Genomic DNA, 24744 nt, shown 5'->3' with positions numbered 1-24744 from the left:
AGAGCTGCCGCATCATGCAGACAGCTCTTTTCATTATAGTGGGTTCACGACGCGAAGATTCCATTAAAGCCACTTTTCAAACTGAATTCTTTTGTTCATTCCATAAATGATTGGCGCTCCAATCAAGAGGATAACGAATTCACCGACAGCCGTGGTCATCCAGCTTAACCAGAATGGGAACCCCAGGGCAAGGTTCAGTTCAATTGCAATTAAAAACATTGTGAACGTGAAAAAGATAATCGTGGCGATCATCCGTCCTTTAGTGCCTTTTATGAACCGAGAAACAAAAATGACAAGCAATAAGGCGAGCAGAGATTGCCCCACCCCGAAAATCAAGTCATATGGCACCATCGGCGAAAAGAGCAGATTCGATATGAAGACTCCGCCGACGATACCATAGATATACTTTTTATTGAATACAATCAGATGATTCAATATTTCCGGTACACGAAATTGGAACATCTGAAATGATATTGGTTGGAACACCAATGAGACCGCCACATACAAGGCAGCCAATAACCCGCTTATCACGAGTGTACGAACATTCATTTTACTCTCTCCCTAGTTTTTTATCGTGGGATGGTTACGAACCACGTTTAGGCGTTTGCCCGATGTTTAATAGTATCCCATGTAAGCTTGTTTCGTCAATTTGTAAAGAATGGTTTTAATTTATAAGTTTCCAAGCGGGGGAAGTAGCTCAATTGGATTTTGATTTATTGCAATGAAGGATGATATTATTTCAATATGTACTTCAAAGGAGTGAATATAGTATGTCGATCGAGAGTGTCAAAAGCCATTTTAAACAATGGGATCGGGAAGGCGATGTAATGGAGTTCGAAACATCGAGTGCTACGGTGATTGAAGCAGCAGAAACCATCGGTGTTATCCCAGCGCGGATTGCTAAGACTCTTTCCTTTAAGGGGGAAGGTGAAAATGCCATTTTGGTTGTTGCCGCAGGGGACGCTAAAGTGGATAATAAGAAATTTCGTCAGACGTTCGGTTTCAAGGCACGAATGCTTTCACCTGAAGAAGTGCTTGCACAGACCGGCCATGCCATCGGAGGAGTTTGCCCGTTTGGTCTGGCAAATGATCTAGCTGTTTTTCTTGATGTATCGATGAAACGCTTTGAGTCATTGTTCCCGGCATGCGGCAGTGCGAACTCTGCAATAGAACTTAAACTCGTTGAGTTGTTTGAATATTCAGGCGCTAAGGATTGGGTGGATGTATGCAAAGGTTGGGAAGAGAAGGGAAATGAGGAAACGGCGGTAGGCAATGCAGTTGATGGCCTTTGATGGTTTCAAAAAATCCACATCAATGGAATTGGGTCCACTATGGTGGACTTTATTTTAGTGGCGACCGCATACATTTTCTATGATTTAAGCGGATAATCGGGCAGAAAGTGTTCCTGAGCGGAGGTTGAAAGATGTTAAATGAAAGCAAAAGAAAAAGCAATAACAGCTATCTTAGTCTTAAAACACTTTATGAAGAGAATATAACGGTTAAGAGCATTGCCCAGGAGCTTGAGTTTTGCCATAAAAACGATCTGGCAGTGGATATCCATAAAGCATTGGAAAAGAAGAATTTTGATATATTGGCAGTGCAAGATCAAGGGGAAATCATCGGGTATATCGAAAGGGAAGAACTCGGTGAAGGAAGCATCTCTGAATATTTGAGAAACTTTTCACCAAGAGAAATGGTTTCGGATTCAACCCCTTTGATCCAGCTTCTCCAGATTTTCAAGAATAAAACAAGGGTGTTCGTATTAGAGAATAATTCAATTAAAAAGTTGATTACCCATGCCGACCTTCAAAAGCCTCCGATCAGGATGCTGATATTCGGATACATTACTTTATTGGAAATGAGGATGAGCGATATCATCCAGGATAGATTCGGCGATGGCAGCTGGTATCCAATGATCAGCGAAGACCGTTTAGAAAAGGCAATCGAATTATATAGAAGGAGAATCGATAAGAACGAGGATATCAATATAATAGAGTGCCTGCAAATCAGTGATAAATTCGATATCATACATAAAGATGAAGTTTTGAGGTGCTTCTTCCAAATCCCTTCGAAAAGTAAAGGGAAGAAGGATGCGAATGCCATCAGGAAATTACGGGATAAGATTTCCCATGCTAATGAATTGGGTCTGGACATGTCATGGATGGAAATCATCGAGGTTGTCGAGTCCTGTGGCCGACTGCTCGAAATCTCTGAATCTTATCAGTATGAAAAATAAGGATCCGGCTAATCATGCTGGTTCTTTTTAACGCATCCACATAGAAAAAACTGCCCATATCAGGCAGTCTCCCCCTTAAAACTCCGGCAGTTGATCCAGGTTATTTTCTTTTATCCCATCGGGCTCACTCCGCAATATGTCACGTCCATATTTATGAAAGACGTCAACATTGGCCAGGTTGCCTGCTTTGGCTTCCGAAAGGGCTGTGGGGTAGTCGAGTTCGCGGCCGGAGTTCGTCTTGATGGCGATGATATTGTCCTCTTCATTTTTCCTTACAGCTATGATTTCTTCTTTTCCCGCTGAATCAGCTTGGTTTGCTTGCGGTGTTCCCTGCTGTTTATATGATTCATAGGCTTTTTCAAATTGGTCCATGTTTTAGACACCTCCTATTTATAGGGTGAACCATTTTTTCTGCAATATACAAACTGGATTTCGTCCAACTTGAGCCATTAATTCGTCCAAATGGGCCGATTTTTCGGCACTTTATTAAAGCGAATGCTGTCTTCTTTGCCTTTTTGCAGTGGCATGGCACTTGCATCTTGTGTAAGTAGTAGGTGTAAGTAGTAGCAAGAAATAATATCCACTGGATTAAGGGAGGAAAATGAATCATGAATGTAAAACAAGGGGCAAACACTGTAAATGCAAAACAAAAGGTCAAGACAATGAAAGCGGCGGTCGTCAATGAATTTAACCAAAAACTTGAGATTAAAGAAGTTCCCATCCCAGAGTTGGAATATGGTGAGATATTAGTGAAAATTAAAGCCTGTGGCGTGTGTCATACCGATTTGCATGCGGTACATGGTGATTGGCCGGTAAAACCCAAGCTTCCGCTTATCCCTGGACATGAGGGTGTGGGCATTATAGAAAAGGTGGCAGAAGGCGTAACTTCCTTGAAAGTAGGTGACCGTGTTGGGATCCCATGGCTTTATTCGGCCTGTGGCGATTGTGAATATTGTTTGACCGGAAGGGAAACGCTTTGCTTGGATCAATTGAATGCAGGCTATTCCGTGGACGGGGGGTATGCTGAATATTGTAAAGCACCCGCCAAATATGTGGTGAAGGTTCCTAAAGGGCTTGACTTTGCGGAGATTTCACCAATTTTCTGTGCAGGTGTAACGACCTATAAAGCGCTTAAAGTATCGGAAGCAAAACCTGGTGATTGGGTAGCGGTTTATGGAATTGGCGGATTGGGACATGTTGCCCTGCAATATGCGAAAGCGATGGGCTTTAATGTGATTGCTGTCGATATTCAAGATGATAAGCTTGATCTGGCAACGGAACTTGGGGCGGATTACACGGTTAATGGACTGAAGACCGATCCTGTACAGGCTATAAAGGATAAGGTTGGCGGTGTGCAGGCATCCATTTCTGTAGCGGTTACGAAAAAAGCTTTCGAACAGGCTTACAGTTCAGTCAAGAGGGGCGGAACACTTGTCGTAGTCGGATTGCCGAATGATGAACTTCCAATCCCGATTTTTGATACAGTTCTAAATGGGGTAACTGTAAAAGGGTCAATCGTCGGCACGAGAAAAGATTTACAGGAAGCTGTTCAATTTGCAGCTGAGGGTAAAGTCAGAACGAATATAGAGACGAGGAAACTTGATGAAATAAATGATGTGTTTTCAATGATGGAAAAGGGGGAAATCAACGGACGCATCGTATTGACGCTAGAATAGGAACAGAGGAGGATGTCCTGGAACGGCGCATCCTCCTTTTTATTATGTCTGGTTCTTTTCATTTAATATATAGCGTAATTTCCTTATGGATATCTGCAAGCGTTTGGCAGCTTCATTCCGGTTGCCGTAGGTTTTTTGCAGTGCCTGCATGACGAGCTCCTTTCCAATTGTCGATTGAAGCTGTTTGACTTCCGTAAGTATTTCATCAAGCATCAGTTCATCCTTCTCATTAAAGTCAGCTACTAGCCTTTTTCGCCATTCTTCAAGAAGGTTTTCAGTTGACACAATCCCATTAGTGGACACGTTTTTGTCAGGGGTGATCTGGCTGTTAGATAGAGAGATATCATTGGTGGATATTACCGGCTTATGGTCTGCGAGAGTTAGTGTGCGCATGACCACATTAGATAGTTCGCGTATGTTGCCTGGCCAGTTGTATTGCTGTAATTTTTCAATGGCCTCATTGGAAAAAGAGATACCTCCATGACCATTCCTCTCAATCAAGTGACGGACAAGCAAGGGAATATCCTCTTTTCGGTTCCTTAAAGGCGGGATATCGAGAGTCACGACGTTCAGCCGGTAAAATAGGTCTTCCCGGAATTTATTATTGTCCACTGCCTGCTGCAGGTTTTCATTGGAGGCCGCCACTAACCGGGCGTTCGTCCGTAATGTCCCGATGCTGCCAACCCGCATGAATTCCCGCGTTTCCAAAACTCGAAGCAATTTGACTTGGATGGCGGGACTCGCATCCGCAATTTCATCAAGAAAAAGCGTCCCGTTCCCGGCAATTTCGAAAAAACCCTTTCGCATCTGGGTCGCTCCGGTGAAAGCACCCTTTTCATGACCGAATAATTCGCTTTCAAGCAGGGATTCAGAGATCGCTCCACAATTGATGCCGATAAAAGGTTCATGGTTTCGGGGGCTGGCAATGTGAATGAAGCGTGAAAGCACTTCTTTACCGCTTCCGGTTTCTCCTTCGATTAATACATTGACGTTTTTTTGGGCAACTTTGAAAGCCATTTCAATCAAATTCTTCATTAAAGGACTTTTACCGACAATGAGTCCTGAATCCTCGGCCAGTTTATGGATGAAATGCTGATTCAAATCTTCATTTTCATTCAAAAGGTTGTCAATCTGCCTTTCCAGTACTTCAATATCCACAAAGGGTTTTTCCATATAATCACTCGCGCCAAGTTTCATTGCATCAACAGCGGTCTTGACGGTGCTGTATCCGGTCATGATCAGTGCCTTGCAACGCGGCTGCAGCTGTTTTAGATGCTGCAGGAGGGAAAGTCCATCACAATCCGGAAGCTTCAGGTCTATCATTGCGACATCAAAACGCTGTTGATTCCAATCAATCTCATGAAAATCCTTCCCGCTATTCACAACTTGTACGAGATATCCTTTCATCGTAAAAAGTCGGGAAAGAAAAGTCCCAACCTCTTTCTCATCGTCTACCACAAGTAAATGAACCACATTATCATCCCCTTTCCTCTTCTGCTTGTAAGGGAAGCCTTAGGAAAAAAGTGCTTCCTTGTCCTGGTGTGCTCAAAACGTCGATCTTCCCACCATGGTCTTTGGCGATGCCAAGGCTTACAGACAGCCCCAAACCGGTACCTTTTTCACGGTCTTTAGTCGTATGGAAGGGATGGAATATGAAGGGCAGGCGTTCTTTTTCAATCCCCGTTCCGTTATCAGTCACCCGAACCACCATGAACTTGTTTTCTGAGTAGGTAGTGATCGCAATCGATTTTTCCGTTTGGGCGGACTCATCCAATGCGTCCTTGGCATTCAATAGCAAGTTGATAATGATCTGTTCTATTTGCGGCTGGCTGCCCTTTATGAAAGGAAGGTCTTCCTGAAGGGTAAGATGGAGGGAGATTTGCTTCTTCCCAAGTTGGAACTTCAAAAGGTTCAAAACCTGGTGAATGGCTTCGTTAATAGAGTAATAGTGGAATCTATACTCATCCTGCCTTGAAAAGGTAAGCAGGCTTTTCACTATTTGCCTGCATCGATCTCCGCAAATCTTAATATCGTTTAACAGCATATGATCCAGATTATCCTGTGGGGTTTTCCGTAATAAAATTTGCGAGTTGCCAAGAATGGCCGTTAATGGGCTGTTCAATTCATGGGCAATCCCAGCTGCCATTTCACCGATGGCCCCTAGTTTCCCGGCATGTAATAACTGGACTTCCATCTGTCTTCTTTCGGTGACATTTTTATAATAAGCAATGACCCCATATACTTGATGCTCCGTATTCTGAATCGGATAGGCATGCATTTCCAGGATGGTATCATGCTGAAGGAGAATTTCCTGAAACCCTGGCTTATTACATGAAAAGGTATCTTGAATCAGATTTTGGGATTTTTCAATTAAAGGAATCTGGTCGGAAAAGCCCCTGGCTGAATCATTGGATTGATAGACCTCTCCTTTGCGATCAAAGACGATGATCATGTCTTCAACTGCCTTGAATGTATCCTCCCACTCCTGTTTGGAATGAAGAACTTCCTTATAAAGCTGGGCATTCTCCAAAGTTAACGCAAGCTGATTGGATAGTTGTTCCAGATATTCGAGTTCATCTTTATGCCATGTTTTCTTTTTCTTCCTGCCAAAAGTCCAAATTCCGATTTTTTTACTTTTTCCGTATAAAGGGACCAATAGAAGTGATTCGATCTCAAGGGATAATAGACGTTCCTTTTCTCGGAAGTCCGGTAACCGTTTAACTTCCACCTGAATCGGTTGTTTTTCTTTCAAGGCGGACGAGAAATCCTGAAAAGGGTGTAACAAGTTTTTGGCATCCATTTCAAGTTCACAGTGACCATTAGGGCAGATATGAAGCAGGGCAGGCTCTTCCTCATACAATATGACAAAATGACTGTCATCGAAGGTAATGAGCTGCTTAAGTTTTGAAATAACATTTTGGAGAATCTCTTGGATGTCGATGTCCATATTCATATTTTTAGTGATGACATTCATGATTTCAAGCTGCATATTCTTCTTCTTCAGTTGATCCACGGTTTTCTTAAGTTCCGTGTAATACGTTTTCTTTGAAGATTTCACACCTGTCATTAAATCTATCAATTCAAGTTTGTTCATGCTTTTCACCTCTTAAAGGGCTGTAAGAAGCAGCTGATTAATCTGTTCTAATGACATATCACGAGGATTTGTGATCATGCAGGCATCCTCAAGAGCGGTCATCCCCATGGGGTCTATCATTTCTCTCGTAATGCCGACATCACTTAAACTATTGGGAGCCCCTATATCCTGGGATAATTCCCTTACGAAGTGTATGGCTGCCATTCCTGCTTCCTGCTCGGTCAATGCCCGTGTATCGATGCCCATTATGTTTGCAATCTCTCTGAATCGCCTTGGTGAGGCAATTCGATTGAAATCCATGACATGGGGAAGGAGTATCGCATTGATTTCACCATGCGGAAGGAGGTACTTCCCGCCTATGGCATGTGATATGGCATGGGCAGCTCCCAAAATGGCATTGGAAAAAGCCAGTCCAGCCTGCAGGCTCGCCATCGCCATCGCTTTTTTTGCTTCATCATTATGCCTGGATGCAACAGAGGGGCGTAGGTGGCGGGAAACGATGGAAAGCGCGTTTTTGGCTTGTACATCTGTCAAAGGCGTCGCAGCGATTGAAACATAGGATTCAATGGCGTGGGTTAAAACATCCATTCCCGTAGCTGCGGTCAAATCCGGTCCCAAGGTGGTTAAGGTACCAGGGTCGACTATTGCAATATCGGGGACGAGTGACTTTGAAATGATCGTCATTTTTTTCTCGCGGAATGAATCTACGATTACCGAAAACTGAGATACTTCAGAACCCGATCCTGCAGTGGTCATGATCATTACCATGGGCGGGAGGGGTGAGTGGACTTTATCAACACCTTCATAATCACTGATGATGCCGCCATTCGTTACTAAAAGAGCTACCCCTTTGGCGACATCCAAAGCACTGCCTCCTCCCAAACCGATGATGGCATCACATTCTTGTTCTTTAAATGCCAAACAGCCGGCTTCGATCTCCCTGTCCTTCGGATTGGTCGTCATTTCAATGAAGGTGGCAAAAGCAAGGCCCGCATCTTGGCAGGATGTAATGACTTTATCTAACCAGCCAGCATTGGCCACCCCTGAGTCGCTGACTATCAAGGCCTTTTTGGCACCCAAACGCAAGCATGCCTCGCCAGCTTGTTCAATCGAACCTTTTCCAAAAATCACTTCCGGCATCACGAATTTAGTTATCGACATCTTTGCGCCTTCTCCCTGTAAAAATTCTATCTCTTCTGTATTATTTTCCCGAAAAAGAGCGAAAATCCTGTTTGGATTCCAGGTATTTTTATATAATCTGACAAAATATCGAATGATGAGAAGCTTTTGGCACGAGTCAAACTTCCTATTAATTTCTTTAATTTGTAAATTTGTTACTTTAGACATGGATGAATAGGGATAAACCTACCTAGTTAGTATTTTCTATATATTGTAAAATTATGGTTAAATCTATTAAACTGGGAGGCAATCTATGAAAAAACAATTTCTATCGGTAACCTTAATCGCAGCATTGACACTCGGGACAGCCGGGACAACCACCGCCTTAGCAACGCCACATTCATCGCCGGTGCTATCTGCGCCATCCACGGACAAGCAAGTCATTAAAAAAATCGATGCCAATCAAATCTACAAGAATATTGAATACCTCTCACAAACACCTCGGGTCGCCGGTACCGATTCTGAGTATAAAGCCGTCCAATTCATTAAAAAGCAATTCAAATCTTATGGCTATAAAGCCGATATCGAAGAATTTAATTTTTTATCTTATACAGACCCAAATCTTGTCGAGCTGTCCGTTGCCGGATTTGATGGGGAAATCCAAGCGAACCATTTAACCTATTCAGTTAATGGGGACCTATCCGGTGAAGTGGTATATGCCGGTTTAGGAACGAAAGAAGAGCTGGAGGAAACCGACGTTTCAGGGAAGATTGCCCTTATACAAAGAGGGAGCCTCACTTTTGCAGAGAAAGTATTGAATGCAGCAGAAAAAGGGTCAGCGGGAGTCATCTTATTCAATAATGCAGATGGGGAATTAAACGGGACACTCGGAGAGGATAATGACAAGTATATTCCATCTGTCACGATAACCAAAAAGGATGGAGAAGCCCTGCTGGAAAAACTGAATGCCGGAGTTAAATTGACAGCATCATTAAAAATCCAAGGAGCTTATTCCGGAGAAAAGACCTCTTATAATGTAGTGGCAACGAAAAAAGCAACAAAGAACAATAAAGCAAAAAAGAGCGATATCATTTATATTACTGGACATCATGATTCCGTAGCAGGGGCACCCGGAGCGAATGATGATGCATCAGGAACATCCGTCACCCTTGAACTTGCGCGTGTTCTGAAGAATCTTCCTACAGATACGGAAATTCGCTTCGTCACCTTTGGGGCCGAGGAAAATGGATTGCTAGGTTCACAGCATTATGTGAGCAATCTCCCTGATGATGATATCAAGCGGACCATTGCCAACTTCAATCTGGATATGGTGGGAAGCAGGGATGCCGGGGATTTGGTCATTTTGACTAATGATGGAGAAATGAACCTTGTAACCGAGCTGGCCCAGGCATCAAGTACAAGACTGAATGGAGAGCCGACTCCATATGGACAAGGCGGGAGAAGTGACCATGTATCCTTTGCTGAGGCTGGGATTCCCGCTGCTTTATTCATCCACAGTCCATCAGAACCTTGGTATCATACTCCTGATGATACCATTGATAAAATCTCAAAAGAAAAGCTTCAAGATGTTGCTGAAATTGTCGGCACCGCCGTCTATGACCAAGCTAAAATCGAAGCTAAAAAACCTGATCCAAATCATAAAAAAGGGAAAAAGGTGAAAGTTCCGCATTTATTTGACGAAAAGGAATTCAGATAATGCAGTAAATATTTAGAGGGTGCAGCCTGCACTCTCTTTTTTTATGTTAATAAATGGAAAACTAGGGGTAAAAGGTCTAATCTGGAAATGGTGTCTATGGGAAGGATTCCCTAAACACCTAGCATAAATAGCTTATTTATCCCTATTTAACTCTAAGACTATAATCCTTATAATAAAAATTATGAAAAATATGACAGTCTACATAATGAGAATAGTATGTTTGAGGTGACTTTTTAAGTGTATGCAAATTCATTGAGTGAAATTCACTCTGCCCTCTCCAGTAAAATGTCCGATGTGAATGAAAAAATCAATCGTTTGGAGCAGGCAAAAAGACAAATCAAAGACGAACAGAACGCTTGTCTGGGGGAAATTGCTAAAATTAAAAATCCGGACTTGGGTAAAAGCTGGACGGGAAACCGTGCAGAAGACTATCAAGATGCCCGCAGTGATGCATACAAGGCAATGTCAACGATCATTCATGATGATTATGACGACTATCAAGAGAAAATCGACGGTAAAATCATGATGCTTAATATAGAAAAAAAGGCTCTGAGTGCAGCAGGCACCATAGCCCATGAAGCGGATGTTCTTTTAGGTAAAGGAGAAGCCGTCATAGATCAATTGGAAAGCAAAATATCATATTTAAAAGGGTGGTTGTTTTAATGACGACAATCAAACTGAATCATCCTGCCGTAATGAAGCAAGTCGATCAGGTGAAGACGGCACTTGGTACAGTCACGCTTGGAAATTTGCCGGCAGGCGAGCTTGGCAGCAATAAATTGGAGTTCACCTCGAAATGGATCGACCGGGAAACGAACCTGGAAAAGGTCTTCGAGCAATATATTAAAATTGTCCGGAAAAATGTGGAAGATACCCGTGCCAACATTGATTTATTAAAAGAACAGGATGAAGCCATCGCCCATACGTCTTCACATGGGTACCAGCCGCGATGAAAATATATGAAGCCAAGACATTAACGGCCGTAACCAAGTCGCGCGCCAAGCAATATGAAGAACTAAAGAAGGAAGTCGCAGCCCTGAAAAAGGAATTTCAGGGCATCGTCGGCTTGGACAACGAGTTTCAAGGATCCGGTGCCGCCGCCATCAAAAGCTTCTATGAAGCGCAAATCGAGGTGGCGGACGCCTGGATGGAACTATTCACGACCCAGATCAGTTTTTTGGAAGGCATTCCGGCTAGTCTGGAAGAGGCGGACCTCTCCGGAAATACGGTGGTCGAGGTTCCCTTTTTAGATGGGGAAGTCTCGAACGGGATTAACCAAGCGAAGTCGCTTGTCGATGAACAAGCGAACGATCTTCAAAGGATCCTCGACAGCATTGACGATATCCTGCCTCTTGATATGTTCGACCAAAAGGACTTTAATGAAAAAATCACGCTGGCCGGACAAAGGCTGGATGACACCGTGATAAAGGTCGAGAATGTCGACCGGCAATTGGTCGAGGAATATGATGTGTCCGTCGGGCAGGAAAACGTGGCAGTTGGCCTCTTCCGCGCCTTGCTTGATGCCACCAAACAGGACGGCACCGTTTCGCCGATGACGTTCAACCAATCGACATTCAAGAACAGTGACGTCTATCAAGTGAAGGATGAAGTTGCCGGTCAGATGAAAGACTATCAGACCTTTAAAAAGCAGCAAGCCGAAGACCGGAAAATTGAACAAGAAATGGAAGAACTCGAAAACCGCCCATGGTACGAAAAAGCCTGGGATACGACAAAAACCTTTACAGGGGAATTCACGGGATATTATGATTCAATCAGGGCCTCAACCGGGATTGATCCAGTAACGGGCCGCAAGCTGTCTGATGCCGAACGAATCGCCGCCGGCGCCATGGCCGCCGCTGGATTCATCCCCGTCGTCGGCTGGGCCGGCCGGGCCATCAAAGGCGGCAGCGCCCTATACAAAACGGCCAAAGGACTCAACGCAGCGAACCACGCACTCGATGCCTATAAAACGACAAAAGGCTTTAGCCTCCTCCAGAAAACCGATTACGGGATATACGGACTCCTCGCAGCCAACGGCCTCGGCGAGGCGGTAACAGGCAAAGACATGTTCGGCAACCAGCTAACCGAGGAACAGCGCCAGAACGGGCTATTGATGGCACTTGGAATCGGCGGTGTGGCAGGTGCGGCGAAGGTCGTTGATAAAGTGGCGAGTGGTACAAAGTTCGTCCCTTACAGCAAGGAATTTGCGCAAAAGCAGGTTCAGTATGCAAAAGCTTCAATAACAGACATAGCGAGATCTGGAAAAACCACGTTAAAAAATATAGGTGAAGCAATCGGTAAAAAAGAAATCCCTAAACGGATAAGTATGGAACAAGTATCCCTCGCAGGAGGACCAACCCTTCGCCAAGTTGTGATAGAAAAGCAGACAATTAAGGAAGCCTATCAGAAATTTACGGTGAAGGATAGTAAAGTCGAGGGTGTTTCAGGGGAGAAGATTTCTAAGGGCATAGATCATGTTAAATCAGGAGATAAGAGTTCTCTTGCACCTGGTGGTGGACTGGCTGTACATGAGTCAAGAGGTGGGCATTTGATTGAAAGACATGTTGGGAAAACTGATGAAGAATTATTAGAAAGAATAAGAAATAATCCAAGAATTACTGGTTCTTCTACTTTTATAGATAGGGCAACAGCTGAGAAAGTTGCTTATACTGTCTTAAACAATCCCAAAAATATTAAGAAAATACAAAAATGGCTTTCTGACCCTAATAGTAGACCTACATTACCATTAAGATACAAGGGTGATGGAGAGATAATTGGTAGAAGTGTATCAAGAAACTCCGAAGTTGTAGAGAATGTTACAAACGCAAAAATTGTACTTAAAAAGGATTTAAACGGCAATTTTATACTAACAGGATATCCAGAAAAATAAAGAAGCGAGGAATTTAAATGGACGAAAGTTATGATTACTTAGAAGAGTTAGAAGATTTTTTAGGTGGAACATTCCACCAGGATATTAGTTCGCCTGAACAAGCATTAGATGAATTTATAAACGAAGCTAATAAAGAGTGTTTGCTTTTTACGGTAAAGTATTGTGACGAATTTTTAACTAGTAATAGAACAAAACAAGAAAAGGAAAACTATATTCGAACTAATGCTGAAATTTATTTTCCTGCAATTGGATTAACTCCTATACAGTGGCTTAATAAAGTCGTAGAACAAATAAAAGAAGCTGTGAACTTAAAATAGAATTTTTTTCCTAGAAAACTTTGGGTGGAAAATAAAAGGACCTTAACATAAGTTGTTAAGGTCCTTTTATTATAAATAATTGAAGGACTTTAGCCTCCTCCAGAAAACCGAAGCCGTCACCGGCAAAGACATGTTCGGCAACCAGCAGACTGAGGAACAGCGCCAGAACGGGTTGTTGATGGCACTTGGCATCGGCGGTGTGGCTGGTGCGGCGAAGTATGTGGATCATTTACAGGCTAAGAATTCAGCATTAATAAATAGAGGAACAATTACATCACTAAATAAAGCAGGTCATGGCGGAATTGGAGATAACTATAAGTATAATATGATAGAGAATCCAGGACCTTTAGCAGACATTAATCCGGGAGCTGCATCTACCTTTAGAAGCGGAAAGTATAATGTGGAAGTACTTAAGCAAGATTTGATTTTATATAGAGCGGGAAAAGCAGGTGGTGGGAGAAATGCTTTAGGCCAATATTTTACAAGGGAACCTTCAACTAGAATAGAAGGGAGAATTGATTTGGCTGTAAAGGCACAGTGGATTGATCCAAAAACAGGTTCACTAACTGGCTCATCGCCACTAGATAGTGTTTATACATTGAAAATTCCTAAAGGAACTACTATATATGAGGGGCCAGCGGGCCATCAAGCTGGAATCTATTCGGGTGGAGGAAATCAAATTTTTGTGTCAGAACCATGGAAAATTAAGGATTTAGAAGTGATTAATGAAATTCCAATAAAATAATTGTAATATGGGGGATAAAGTTGGAGCAAACATTATTAGTTATTAAAGGTGCTTATGTTCGTTTGGTGAAAATATTGACAAAGGAAAAGAGTGATTTAGAATTTATAATAAGTCAAGCTAAAGCCTCAATTGAGTTGATTGATGCATGCTTATTAGATTGTGAATCATCAGAACAATATCGTAAAACTATGATGGAATTGAGTAGCATCTATCGTGATATAAATAAACCTAGAGTGGGTTTATCTGATTATTTTATTTGGCATGATAACTACGACAAGAGAATTGTTGCTAATAACGAATTAGATGAAATAAAAGATATTTTATTAAAAGAATTTAAAAGAGACATTTGATTTTATCAAAAGTATTTCTTGCTAATAAAAGGACCTTAACATAAGTTGTTAAGGTCCTTTAATAATGACTGAAGGACTTTTACCTCCTCCAGAAAACCGAATACGGAATATACGGCCTCCGCGCAGCCAACGGCCTCGGCGAAGCGGCCACCGGCAAAGACATGTTCGGCAACCAGCTAACCGAGGAACAGCGCCAGAACGGGTTGTTGATGGCACTTGGCATCGGCGGTGTGGCTGGTGCGGCGAAGTATGTGGATCATTTACAGGCAAAGAATGCACTCTATCAAACTACTGACTTATTAAAAGGAAATAAAGTAGTAAGAAAATATAAGGAAATAGCGAAACATCCAAATTCAAAACCTGTTAAATTAAGTTATTTGGCAGAATTGGATACTTGCGACAGTTGCAGTAAAGTCATAGCAGAGTTTGCTGCTAAATTTAAAAATATTGAATTAGAAGTCATACACAACAATGGTAATAGAATTATTCCTTAAACTTTAATATTTATTGGAGGAGAAAACTAATGCAAAATTGGGAGTATAATGAATTAATTGATGCAATACAGGAGACATATGAAGAGTTGTTAGATGAAGATAGGGGATATAGGTATGCTATAGCAAAACTAGCTGATGAATAAACTTAGGCATGATAGAAGATTTTATTGTTGATACCGCTATTGGAGAAATTGCAATCGGCCATGATAAAGTTTTTGTTGGGCGCATTGAAGGTATAACAAAGAGGTTAAGTATGTTTAACCTACAAGAAGCAGAAGATGAGTTAACATTAGAAGAAATACAAGACTTATCGAAACGGATAAATAAAGTAATAGAAGGACTAAGAAATGCAGAGGTTGATTATAATTCCTCAGCAGAATAGCATTTGTGAAAGAAAAATATTTAATAATGTAGTGTTAACCTTGAGTGGCTAAAGCCATTCAAGGTTTTTTAATGAAATTGACAGTATAAATTTTTGTATGAAAAATATGATGATAAGCAGGTAATTTAGAAATACGAAGTGATTTCCCTTTTGTAATTAAATGGAGAATATTATAGTGGTTGCAGTATAGAGGTTAGTATAGAAGCACATTTAAATTAATCAAGGAGTACTGAAGGTGACAAAATAGTACTTCTTAAAAAAAGTAGGTGTAAAGAATGACAGGCAGAAGAATGGTAGACAGATGGGAAGACGATAACAAGATTTTTATGAGTTTAGCCATTAAGAAAAGATTATTACCGAGTATGTATGGCGGTATTATCGGAGACATGCTGGGTGTTCCTGTTGAATTTAAAAAAAGAGGGGCTTTCACTATTAATGATATATCTGGATATGGAACCTATAATCAGCCGCCAGGCACCTGGTCGGATGATACTTCATTAACTTTATGTTTAATTGAAAACTTAATTGAAAAAAGCGATTCAGCGGAGCTCATGCAAAAATTCGTTCAGTATATGGAATCTGGTTATTGGACACCACATCATGAAATGTTCGATATTGGCAGAACGACCAGTGAAGCCATAATCAAGTTTAAAAATGGAGCCCCAGCGCCAGAATGTGGCGGAAATGCCATGTTTGATAATGGGAATGGGGCGTTGATGAGGATCGCTCCAGTAGCATTTATCCTTATTAATAACTTTAATTTCATTGAAAAAATCCAAACCATTAAAAAGTATACGGAAGTAACACATGCACATCCGCGTTCTGTGGTAGGTTCCATTATTTATGTCGAGTTTTCACTTAGACTTTATTATAATAATTCTCCTGAAGATGCAATAAGACAAACAATAAAACTTTTTGATGAGAATTTTGATAAAAATCATATATACCAAAAAGAGCTGCAATCCTATTCAAGGATTTTTGAGGAAGATTTCTTTTCATTACCACAAGAAGAAATTCAGTCAGATGGTTATGTCGTTCATACGTTGGAAGCAGCCATTTGGTGCTTAGGAAATTCAAAATCGTTTAGCGATGCCGTTTTAAAAGCAGTGAATCTAGGGGATGATACGGATACAGTAGGTGCCATTACAGGGACAATGGCAGGTATGTACTATAAAATGGACGACATCCCAAAAGAATGGCTTGAGAAAATCACAAGAAAAGAAGATATTGATAAATTAATCGAGCGATTCCATAGTTTTTGTGCAGATAAAGCCATTAAAGAAGAGTATGGGGCTTGATGTAAAACCCCTCATATAAACATAAGAAACGCCCTATAAAAGTCCTTTATAGGGTTTTTTTATTCCCTGAGCCCAGTTTATGCTATGTTAAACGGGAAGCGAAGCAGTTTATTTTTAATGATGGAAAATTAAATTATGGAGTGGGAAAATGCTAAGAAAAGGTGAGTATACGATCTATAATGGTAAAGAGTATAGATTCATAGAATCTGATTCAGTGGAAGCTATTGAATTAATTAGCAATGATAAAAATGAAATGGACAATGGCTTTACTTATTACAAAAATAATATTTACACTAAAATAGTAGGTGTAAATGAAGTTAAAGAATTATATTCTATTAATCCCTATGCTGTGCATAAGGGAGAGGTGTTTCCAGCATCACAAGAAAGAAAAACCGGAAAAGTATTGTTGGATACAACAAACACTGAACTTGCTAAAAAGATGGGATTTGAACGGACAGATAAATATATGTACTCTAAATCTGTAAAATGGGATGAAGTAGAGATAATCGAGGAGAGGAAACCTTATTCATTAGATTAATTTCTTCATTTCAAACGCGATTATATTTATTGTACTATCCCCTCTAATGAGCTTTGGAACTGTTTTGTTAAGGGTCTCCTTTATAGGCGAGTAGATAGGAAGATGAAATGGATAAGAAAAAGCAGTTAATCGATCAATTAAAAGTTGTGATAAATAATCTTGAAAATGATTATAATAATGAAATTACTAGCGGCGTTTTACAACTTATATATATAAGATATAAGAAAGCATTGGATGTAATGGAGAATAATGAAGATATAAGAGAAGTGAATATTATTGGCGGCGTAAGGGCTTATATGGATAGTTATAATGACTATCAAAATCCGTTGTTAGGAGAATTACATAAAGCCGAAAAATTAAAGAAAGAATTATTGAATACTTGATAAAGTTTAAAAATGGAGGAACCTATGATAAGAAAAGGAAAGTATGCAATGCATAATGGAAGCGAGTATAGTTTTAATCTACTGGAAGATAAGTCTATAAGGTTAATAAGTAATAAACATGCTGATCTATCTCAAGGCTTTAATCATTTAGATGAAAATATTTATATAAAAAATGTTTCTGTAGAAGAGGTAGAAAATTTATTTAAGATAAATTCGAAGGCAATATATAAAGGCGAGATGTTTCCAGCATCTGAAGAAAGAAAAACCGGAAAAGTATTGTTGGATACAACAAACACTGAACTTGCTAAAAAGATGGGGTTTGAACGAACCGATAAATATATGTACTCCAAATCTGTGGAATGGGATGAAGTGGAGATAATCGAGGAGAGGAAGCCATATTCGTTAGATTAATTTCCCCGTTAAAAAGCCCTTAAGGATAAGGGCCTTTTTTTATGAGGGGCATCAATCTAAAGGCAAAGAATCAGCACCAGTTAATTTGGTAGCGACAGTATCCTGCCGTTATGCCTGGATTATAATAGCCTAAGCAGAGCCTGTGCACCTGTTAGGATAAGCCCTATTATAAAACCGCAGACCGCTCCGTTCACACGAATCCATTGTAAATCTTTTCCAACACCATTTTCCATCATATCAATCAGTGTTTCATTGTCTAGCTTATCTAAATTTTCCTGTACAAGATTACCGATCTGCGTATGATTTTTTTCAATGAGAACAGTAATTTGTTTCTGTATCCATTGATCGATGTGCGTGCTATTTTCTTTTATGTTGTCCAGTACGTGCTGAATCATTGGAGTCAGGTAAGTATCCATGAAATGTTCATCATCTACGAAATCTAACGCATCTTGTTGAATTTGTTGTAGACTTCCCTTTATTGTCGCCTCAGGCTCCCATTTTGTCAGAAGTTGATTTTTCCATTTTTCAACTCCTTCTAATAGTTCCGGGTTATGGTTAATGCCTTGTATCTCATTTCGGATATATAGGATTAAAGCCTCTCTATTTGGTTCTTTCTCGTTTTGTAAATTATTTACGACACTTAATAAAAGGTTTTGTATGATATTCCCAAGTTTCTCTTCGTTAAGTAGACTTTGAATGGATTTGACGGCAAACTGAAGCATACCTTCCAGTTCAATCTTGCTGAGTACATCCATGGAAACAGTGCCAAGTCGATGACTGGTTTGTTTTTTTCTTAACCAATCTTCCGCTTTTTTCAAAACATGATCCAAGGCCTTCTTATCGAATTGTTCATTTAGTAACTGTGAACTTACTAAATGAAGAATCTTGCCCATGTCTATGTTAGAAAGTGATGCTTCAATCTTTTTTGCAACGAAAGGTGTAACCTTTTCTATATCTATATAACAAATCATTTGCTTGATAAGTTTAATCAGGACTTTTCTAAAAGTATCACTTTGTATCTCTTTTACTAAAATGGGGATCAATTTTTCTGTAAAAGGAATATGTTTTACTTTGTCTTGAATACTTTCCTTAGAAAGCCAGTCATTTTTTAGCATCGAAACAAGTGCATTGGTCATTCTTTTACGATTGTTGGGCAAAAGCGCTGTATGGGGGATCGGTAATCCCAGCGGGTGCCGGAATAATGCAGTGACTGCAAACCAATCTGCCAGACCACCGACTAATCCTGCCTCAAACCCTCCATGTAATAAATCCAGCGGCAACGTACCTTGAAATGGAGTGGTTGCAATATAACCCGCTCCCATGATCATTAGTGAATATTTAGCAATTTTTCTTGACGATTTTATTTTTGGTGACATTATATTCCTCATCCTTAAAATGATATCAATTACTATAACCCGAATCATTAGCAATTTCCATAACTTACTTTTATCTAGTAGTATAGCAGGTAGTTCAAAAAAATACTCCCAACAAGGGCAGTCAGTTCATCTATCAGGGAATGAGAAAATCGCCTATTAAGTATGAAAGCTTAAAATATGCAATATGAATCGAACCCACAATCATTGATATTTTCCTTTGAATTTCAATGATGAGGATGGTTGATTCACAATGAAAAAAGCCGATTTATTCAATCGGCTTTTTTTATTCATCCAACAATATTATGATACGTCTGTTTTTATCGAATTATTTGTCCCTGCATTTTTTTTATCTTTCATGCGACTGAAAATAAAGGCTAGTACGGAACCTGATATATTATGCCAAACACTGAAAATGGCACTAGGTACAGCGGCCAAAGGCGAGAAGTGGGCTGTTGCTATAGCTACACCTAAACCAGAGTTCTGCATACCAACCTCCATTGCGACAGCTTTCTGTTTAGCTAAATCCATCCCGCATAAACGAGCAAAGAAAAAGCCGAGAAGAAAACCAAGAACATTATGAAGAACGACGACTGCAAAAATGAGCAAACCTGTTTTAGCCAGCTGAGCTTGGCTGCCTGCCACTACGGCAGATACGATCAGAACGATAGAAATGACAGATACTAGAGGCAAAGCCTTTGCCCCAGCTTCTGCCTGTTTACCGAAAAACTTTTTAACAATGAATCCAAGCATCAGTGGGATGATCACCACCTGAATGATGGAAATGAATAGTGATCCAATACTGATATCCACCCATTTACTTGCAAAGAGCAAAATAAGCAGGGGAGTTACGATAGGCGCTAGAATAGTGGAAACAGAAGCAATGGCAACTGCAAGCGCAACGTTTCCTCTCGCAAGAAACACCATGACATTGGAAGCTGTTCCACTAGGGCAACATCCTACCAAAATAACCCCAACAGCCACTTCTTTGGGCAAATCGAACCCTAATGCTAATACAAATGCCAATAATGGCATAATGATAAAATGTCCTGCTACTCCTAGTGCCACTTCTTTCGGACGTCGGAAAACTTCTTTAAAATCCGCTGTTGATAATGTAAGTCCCATGCCAAACATGACAATTCCTAATAATGGGACAATATAGGCTCCAATCCATATAAATTTATTAGGTAAGATATACGCAATAACTGCAAATATAATGACCCATAAGGTAAACGTTTTACCAGCAAATCCGCTGATTTTCTCTACTACTCCCATAGTGACCCTCCTAGATGTTTTAAAATAAAACAATTATAGTTTATATTCAGAATATTTTAAACCTTTTTTTAAAAAATCAATACATCTTTAAACAGCCTTTTGGGTATTTTCATTATGGACAGTCATATTGAAAACGATGATTTTTGGAACTATAATTCTCTTCCGCTGAACTAGTGTGAATATGGATTTACTCTAGGAAAAAAGCGGACAGGGTTTTTAGAGATTCTATTCGCTTTTTTACTTTATCTTTTAATAAAAAATAAGAGGGTGCTGTATATTAGTGGCAAACTAGTTTATAAGGAACTGGTGATTGAATTAGTATTTGTTGTTTTACAGGATAAATTATTGCTATTGTAAGTTTAGCTAGGGCTATAAAAGAAATGGAGATGTGGTTTCTTTGATACATATATTAATTGCGGATGATGATCGGCATATTCGGGAGTTGCTTAAATTTCACTTGGAAAAGGAAGGGTACATGGTATCGGAGGCGAAGGACGGGAATGAGGCCTCCTTGATACTGGAGAAGGAACGGATCCATCTGGCGGTTGTCGATATTATGATGCCGTTTAAAAACGGACTGGATCTTTGTAAGGAAATCCGGGATCATTATGATCTGCCGGTCATTTTATTGACAGCTAAAGATCAACTTATCGATAAGGAAAAGGGTTATTTTGCGGGTACTGATGATTACCTCGTGAAGCCATTTGAGCCACGGGAACTTCTATTCCGGATAAAAGCGCTATTGCGAAGGTACCGTATGGTGAATTCAGAATCCATCTCATTAAATCAAACGGTCATTGACCGTAAAAGTTATGAGGTTCGAATAATGGGGAATACGCTGCTCCTGCCGCTTAAGGAATTCGAGCTGCTGGCTCAGCTGGGGAGTTTTCCTGATCAGGTCTTTACGCGTGAACAGCTTATTGAATTGGTATGGGGTGCTGATTTTGAAGGGGATGATCGGACGGTCGATGTCCATATTAAACGGTTAAGGGAACGTTTTGCCGGGCGGACCGATGACTTTGTTATAACGACTGTCCGTGGCTTAGGTTATAAACTGGAGGTCAACAAGAAGTGAAAACACTCTATTTCAGGATAGTTATTCAAACCATTTTGATCATGGTGCTTGCAAGTGTCATCGCTTTTTTAATTTCCAATGTTTATTATCATCAGGTTCAAAAACCCAACAATGGTGAGAAGATAAAGAAAGTCGCAAGGGATATCGTCTCCTTATATGAGGAAAATCCTGAACAGGATATTGATGCGTATTTAAATCATATTGCAGGATTGCACTATCAAATGTATCTATTTAATGAGCAGGGTGAAGGAACTTTATATGGTGAGCCGTTTCGGGAAACGGCATTGGACACGGATACGATTTCTGGAGTTTTGAACGGGAAGACCTATCAAGGGATCGCCAATTATAATAATGGGTTATTTATTACCGGATTTTTTGAAGATGTATTGATTAATAGCATTGGGGTCCCGTTGAACGTCAATGGCGAAAAACATGCATTGTTTGTTAGGCCGAATATAGAGCTGCAGTTTGGTGAATTCCGCTTTTTTCTTGCAGTTTTGCTCGTACTCACGCTCCTTCTCAGCTTTTTATTTGTGATCATTAACACGCGTTTCATCGTTAAGCCGATTACGAAATTAACGGAAGCTACAAAGAGGATCGCTGATGGGGATTATAGTAGTGAATTAAATGTCAGCCGAAGCGATGAGATAGGGGATTTGGCACAGCATTTTTCGAAAATGACCCATAGTATCCAACGGTTGGATGATATGAGGCAGGAGTTCGTATCGAATGTATCTCATGAAATTCAATCTCCGCTTGCATCCATCCAAGGTTTTTCCCAAACGCTCCAATCGGAGGAATTAACAAAAGAACAAAGAAATCAGTACTTGTCCATTATTGAAAAAGAAAGCAGGCGCATGTCGTTGTTAAGCAAACAGCTGCTCATGCTTGCCTCGTTGGATAAAGTAGATGATCCGCTGCAACGGTCCCAATTCGATTTAGCGCAACAAATACGGCAAGTGTTGTTCATGCTGGAATGGAATTGGCGGGAAAAAGATATGGTGATCGAAATGGATTTGCCTTCCACCGTCATTTCTGCAGATGAGAAACTTTTAAATCAAGTATGGACGAACTTGATAACCAATAGCATTAAATACTCGGAAAGCGGCAGTTCAATCAATATTCGGATTAAAAAAATAGGCAGTACTGTTGAAGTGATGATCGAGGATACGGGCATGGGAATTCCAGAAGAAGACCTCCCATATATCTTTGATCGGTTTTATAAAGTCGACAAAGTGAGGAACAGGAGTGAAACAGGCAGCGGATTAGGACTTTCGATTACGAAGAAGACGGTTGAACTTCATGGGGGAACGATCGAAGTTCAAAGCGAACTCGGTAAAGGGACCACTTTTTATATACGGCTGCCCCTTATATAATCAGTTGTTCATCTTCCATTCATATTGATTGTTTACAATCGGGTCATACCGAATCAAGTAGGACTTGATCGGTAAACAAAAGGAATGGGAGATGAAATGATGTTTTTGGCAATACGTGAACTAAAGCATTCAAAGTTACGTTATCTGCTGATTGGACTGATCATGGTATTGGTCGCTTTGCTTGTCTTTATCATTTCAGGACTAGCTAATGGACTTTCTTCGGATAATGCTTCATCCATACAAAACATGAAGGCCGACTATTTCGTAATGGAGCATGACTCCAAAAATAAATTGAACCGATCGATCATATCCATGGAAAAGCTGGATGAAATCCGGGCTTCAGCGGATGTTAAAGCAGCCGAAGGTCTGGGCCAAATGATGATCACATTGAATAAAATCGGCTCATCTGAGAAAACGGATGTCACCATTTTTGCGACCGATGCCAGTGGCATTTTAGCACCGAAGGTCATTGAAGGAATGAACTATGACAATGAGAAACAAGGTGAAGTCGTAGCAGATCGTTCTTTAAAAGAAGTGGGTTATAAATTGGGTGATTCACTAAAAGATGACCTATCAGGTAAGGTTTTCACCATTGTTGGTTTTACAGAAAAGCAGTCTTACAGCCACTCACCGGTAGTTTACATGAACGTTAAGGGGTGGCAGGAGATTAATCCTGCATTGAAAAATCAAGAGAAAGATTCAATCAGCACCATATCCGTGCAAATGGATTCGAAGGCAGAAGAAAATGTACGTGAATCATTGCCTGAAGGACTAACGCTCATTTCGAAAGAAGAATCACTTCAGAGTATACCAGGCTACAAAGAGGAACAGGGTACGTTGACGATGATGATTGCCTTCTTGTTTGTCATCGCAGCTTTCGTTTTGGCTGTATTCTTTTATGTGATTACCTTGCAGAAGACGAATCAATTTGGAGTCCTTAAAGCACTCGGGGCCAATACGGGCTACCTGGCAAAAAGTATCGTTGGTCAAGTAATGCTCCTTGCCGTGACATGTATAGCCATCAGTGTTGCCCTGACATATGGCGTCACGTTAATCATGCCAGAAGGAATGCCATTTGAATTGAGTGCCGATTTGGTCATTAAATATTCCATGTTACTTTTGGTTGTATCCGTATTGGGTTCGCTGCTATCACTATACCGAGTAGCGAAGATAGATGCGATCGAAGCAATTGGGAGGGTATCATGATGGGGGATAAACTATTATTTGAAAACGTCAGTAAGATTTATGGGGAAGGCGATAATAAGGTGACAGCCCTTGATAATATTTCCCTGAGTGTGAGAGCGGGGGAGTTCGTCGCCATCGTGGGTCCTTCAGGTTCAGGAAAAAGTACTTTTCTTTCGATAGCAGGCGCGTTACTATCTCCAAGCAAAGGTCGCTTACTGCTGAATGATGAGGATATTACAACACTATCCCCAAAGGAATTGACTAGAGTTCGCCTTGAAAAGATCGGGTTTGTATTCCAATCATCGAATCTTGTGCCATATCTCACCGTACGGGATCAGCTTCTGCTACTTTCTGAACTGAATGGCAAGCGGGATAAAAAAACCATGAAAAAAGCGGACGAATTGCTTGGCCACCTTGGACTTGGACATCGGGCAGATCACTTGCCGGAAGCACTGTCGGGCGGTGAGCGGCAGCGTGTAGCCATCGCCCGTTCGCTGATGAATGATCCAGAAATCATTTTAGCGGATGAACCAACCGCAAGTCTTGATTCCAAAAGAGGCAGGGATGTTGTTGAAATGCTTGCACATGAGGTGAAGTCAAGAAATAAAGCGGCCATCATGGTAACGCACGATGAGAGAATGTTAGATTTATGTGATCGAGTGGTCAATATTACGGATGGCAGGGTTTTTGAATGAAGTTATAAAACACACTCCCCAATAAGCTGTAAAATGGTCGCCGCCTTTCCAGAGGAATTAGGAGAGGCGGCGGCAGAAATCGCTTGAATTGGGAATCTGGTGCCATTATGTATAA

The 24744-nt window shown here is 40.7% G+C and carries 26 protein-coding genes, 1 pseudogene and 1 riboswitch; of the genes and pseudogenes, 20 read left to right on the top strand and 7 right to left on the bottom strand.

Features of this window, described 5'->3' with window-relative positions:
- Nucleotides 1-63: 63 nt before the first annotated feature.
- Nucleotides 64-549 carry a QueT transporter family protein gene (locus J7J00_RS04915; RefSeq protein ID WP_214788087.1) on the bottom strand — a complete coding sequence of 162 codons (486 nt, stop codon included), beginning with the start codon at nt 547-549 and terminating at the stop codon, nt 64-66.
- A gap of 6 nt (nt 550-555) precedes the next feature.
- A riboswitch (PreQ1 riboswitch) is annotated at nt 556-600 on the bottom strand.
- Nucleotides 601-770: 170 nt separating this feature from the next.
- Here J7J00_RS04915 and J7J00_RS04910 point away from each other — a divergent pair.
- Nucleotides 771-1292: a YbaK/EbsC family protein gene (locus J7J00_RS04910; protein WP_214788292.1), complete on the top strand. Its 522-nt coding sequence runs from the start codon at nt 771-773 to the stop codon at nt 1290-1292.
- 131 nt (nt 1293-1423) lie between these two features.
- Nucleotides 1424-2236: a hypothetical protein gene (locus J7J00_RS04905; protein ID WP_214788084.1), complete on the top strand. Its 813-nt coding sequence runs from the start codon at nt 1424-1426 to the stop codon at nt 2234-2236.
- 75 nt (nt 2237-2311) lie between these two features.
- On the opposite strand, the gene J7J00_RS04900 is transcribed toward J7J00_RS04905, so the two are convergent.
- Nucleotides 2312-2608 (bottom strand): DUF3892 domain-containing protein, encoded by a 297-nt coding sequence (locus J7J00_RS04900; protein WP_076372809.1) that lies wholly within the window; start codon nt 2606-2608, stop codon nt 2312-2314.
- Nucleotides 2609-2898: 290 nt separating this feature from the next.
- Between J7J00_RS04900 and adhP the strand changes: the two genes are divergently transcribed.
- Nucleotides 2899-3912, top strand: a complete 1014-nt coding sequence (gene adhP, locus J7J00_RS04895; protein WP_214788289.1) for an alcohol dehydrogenase AdhP — start codon at nt 2899-2901, stop codon at nt 3910-3912.
- A gap of 42 nt (nt 3913-3954) precedes the next feature.
- On the opposite strand, the gene J7J00_RS04890 is transcribed toward adhP, so the two are convergent.
- From J7J00_RS04890 to J7J00_RS04880, 3 genes are read right to left on the bottom strand one after another with little or no spacing between them, the layout of a single operon-like run.
- On the bottom strand, nt 3955-5385 hold the full coding sequence (locus tag J7J00_RS04890; protein ID WP_214788080.1) for a sigma-54-dependent transcriptional regulator: 1431 nt from the start codon (nt 5383-5385) through the stop codon (nt 3955-3957).
- A gap of 4 nt (nt 5386-5389) precedes the next feature.
- The gene (locus tag J7J00_RS04885) at nt 5390-7006 is read right to left on the bottom strand and encodes a sensor histidine kinase (RefSeq protein ID WP_214788077.1); all 1617 of its coding nucleotides are present in this window, start codon (nt 7004-7006) and stop codon (nt 5390-5392) included.
- 12 nt (nt 7007-7018) lie between these two features.
- Nucleotides 7019-8167 carry an iron-containing alcohol dehydrogenase gene (locus J7J00_RS04880; RefSeq protein ID WP_214788074.1) on the bottom strand — a complete coding sequence of 383 codons (1149 nt, stop codon included), beginning with the start codon at nt 8165-8167 and terminating at the stop codon, nt 7019-7021.
- A gap of 271 nt (nt 8168-8438) precedes the next feature.
- Between J7J00_RS04880 and J7J00_RS04875 the strand changes: the two genes are divergently transcribed.
- The 13 genes and pseudogenes from J7J00_RS04875 to J7J00_RS04815 all read left to right on the top strand — a co-directional run bounded on the left by J7J00_RS04875 (nt 8439) and on the right by J7J00_RS04815 (nt 17650).
- Nucleotides 8439-9842, top strand: coding sequence for a M28 family peptidase (locus tag J7J00_RS04875; protein ID WP_214788071.1), 1404 nt, complete (start codon nt 8439-8441; stop codon nt 9840-9842).
- Between the two features lie 237 nt (nt 9843-10079).
- Nucleotides 10080-10505: a YwqH-like family protein gene (locus J7J00_RS04870; RefSeq protein WP_309487133.1), complete on the top strand. Its 426-nt coding sequence runs from the start codon at nt 10080-10082 to the stop codon at nt 10503-10505.
- Nucleotides 10505-10795, top strand: coding sequence for a YwqI/YxiC family protein (locus J7J00_RS04865; RefSeq protein WP_214788068.1), 291 nt, complete (start codon nt 10505-10507; stop codon nt 10793-10795). Before J7J00_RS04870 ends, J7J00_RS04865 begins: the two co-directional genes overlap by 1 nt.
- Nucleotides 10792-12732 (top strand): ribonuclease YeeF family protein, encoded by a 1941-nt coding sequence (locus J7J00_RS04860; protein WP_214788065.1) that lies wholly within the window; start codon nt 10792-10794, stop codon nt 12730-12732. The genes J7J00_RS04865 and J7J00_RS04860 overlap by 4 nt, the downstream gene beginning before the upstream one ends.
- Nucleotides 12733-12749: 17 nt before the next feature.
- The gene (locus J7J00_RS04855) at nt 12750-13049 is read left to right on the top strand and encodes a contact-dependent growth inhibition system immunity protein (protein WP_214788062.1); all 300 of its coding nucleotides are present in this window, start codon (nt 12750-12752) and stop codon (nt 13047-13049) included.
- A 79-nt stretch (nt 13050-13128) separates the two neighbouring features.
- Nucleotides 13129-13794: a hypothetical protein gene (locus tag J7J00_RS04850; protein WP_214788059.1), complete on the top strand. Its 666-nt coding sequence runs from the start codon at nt 13129-13131 to the stop codon at nt 13792-13794.
- A 20-nt stretch (nt 13795-13814) separates the two neighbouring features.
- Nucleotides 13815-14144 (top strand): hypothetical protein, encoded by a 330-nt coding sequence (locus J7J00_RS04845; protein WP_214788056.1) that lies wholly within the window; start codon nt 13815-13817, stop codon nt 14142-14144.
- A gap of 161 nt (nt 14145-14305) precedes the next feature.
- Nucleotides 14306-14638, top strand: a complete 333-nt coding sequence (locus J7J00_RS27890) for a deaminase domain-containing protein (RefSeq protein WP_286201172.1) — start codon at nt 14306-14308, stop codon at nt 14636-14638.
- A 29-nt stretch (nt 14639-14667) separates the two neighbouring features.
- Nucleotides 14668-15020, top strand: a pseudogene (locus J7J00_RS04835) (Imm3 family immunity protein).
- Between the two features lie 275 nt (nt 15021-15295).
- Nucleotides 15296-16318: an ADP-ribosylglycohydrolase family protein gene (locus J7J00_RS04830; protein WP_214788053.1), complete on the top strand. Its 1023-nt coding sequence runs from the start codon at nt 15296-15298 to the stop codon at nt 16316-16318.
- A 148-nt stretch (nt 16319-16466) separates the two neighbouring features.
- On the top strand, nt 16467-16856 hold the full coding sequence (locus J7J00_RS04825; RefSeq protein ID WP_214788050.1) for a hypothetical protein: 390 nt from the start codon (nt 16467-16469) through the stop codon (nt 16854-16856).
- Between the two features lie 107 nt (nt 16857-16963).
- On the top strand, nt 16964-17239 hold the full coding sequence (locus J7J00_RS04820; protein ID WP_214788047.1) for a hypothetical protein: 276 nt from the start codon (nt 16964-16966) through the stop codon (nt 17237-17239).
- Nucleotides 17240-17263: 24 nt separating this feature from the next.
- Nucleotides 17264-17650 carry a hypothetical protein gene (locus J7J00_RS04815; protein WP_214788044.1) on the top strand — a complete coding sequence of 129 codons (387 nt, stop codon included), beginning with the start codon at nt 17264-17266 and terminating at the stop codon, nt 17648-17650.
- A gap of 119 nt (nt 17651-17769) precedes the next feature.
- Here the strand turns inward: J7J00_RS04815 and J7J00_RS04810 are convergent, their stop codons facing one another.
- Together J7J00_RS04810 and J7J00_RS04805 are read right to left on the bottom strand one after the other, a co-directional pair.
- A complete protein-coding gene (locus J7J00_RS04810; RefSeq protein WP_214788041.1) occupies nt 17770-19026 on the bottom strand; it encodes a DUF445 domain-containing protein in 1257 nt (418 codons plus the stop codon).
- A 300-nt stretch (nt 19027-19326) separates the two neighbouring features.
- Nucleotides 19327-20298, bottom strand: a complete 972-nt coding sequence (locus J7J00_RS04805; protein WP_214788037.1) for a bile acid:sodium symporter family protein — start codon at nt 20296-20298, stop codon at nt 19327-19329.
- Nucleotides 20299-20695: 397 nt separating this feature from the next.
- Here J7J00_RS04805 and J7J00_RS04800 point away from each other — a divergent pair, with 397 nt between their 5' ends.
- The 4 genes from J7J00_RS04800 to J7J00_RS04785 all read left to right on the top strand — a co-directional run bounded on the left by J7J00_RS04800 (nt 20696) and on the right by J7J00_RS04785 (nt 24629).
- Nucleotides 20696-21373, top strand: coding sequence for a response regulator transcription factor (locus J7J00_RS04800; RefSeq protein ID WP_214788034.1), 678 nt, complete (start codon nt 20696-20698; stop codon nt 21371-21373).
- Entirely contained in the window at nt 21370-22749 is a 1380-nt protein-coding gene (locus J7J00_RS04795) for a sensor histidine kinase (protein WP_214788031.1), read from the top strand. The genes J7J00_RS04800 and J7J00_RS04795 overlap by 4 nt, the downstream gene beginning before the upstream one ends.
- A gap of 99 nt (nt 22750-22848) precedes the next feature.
- On the top strand, nt 22849-23955 hold the full coding sequence (locus J7J00_RS04790) for an ABC transporter permease (protein WP_214788029.1): 1107 nt from the start codon (nt 22849-22851) through the stop codon (nt 23953-23955).
- Nucleotides 23952-24629 carry an ABC transporter ATP-binding protein gene (locus tag J7J00_RS04785; protein ID WP_214788025.1) on the top strand — a complete coding sequence of 226 codons (678 nt, stop codon included), beginning with the start codon at nt 23952-23954 and terminating at the stop codon, nt 24627-24629. Before J7J00_RS04790 ends, J7J00_RS04785 begins: the two co-directional genes overlap by 4 nt.
- Nucleotides 24630-24744 lie beyond the last annotated feature (115 nt).

The organism is Bacillus sp. ISL-4 (assembly GCF_018613275.1).
GTDB classification, from domain to species: Bacteria; Bacillota; Bacilli; order Bacillales; family DSM-1321; genus Peribacillus; species Peribacillus simplex_E.
This window is presented reverse-complemented; position numbering and strand designations above follow the sequence as displayed.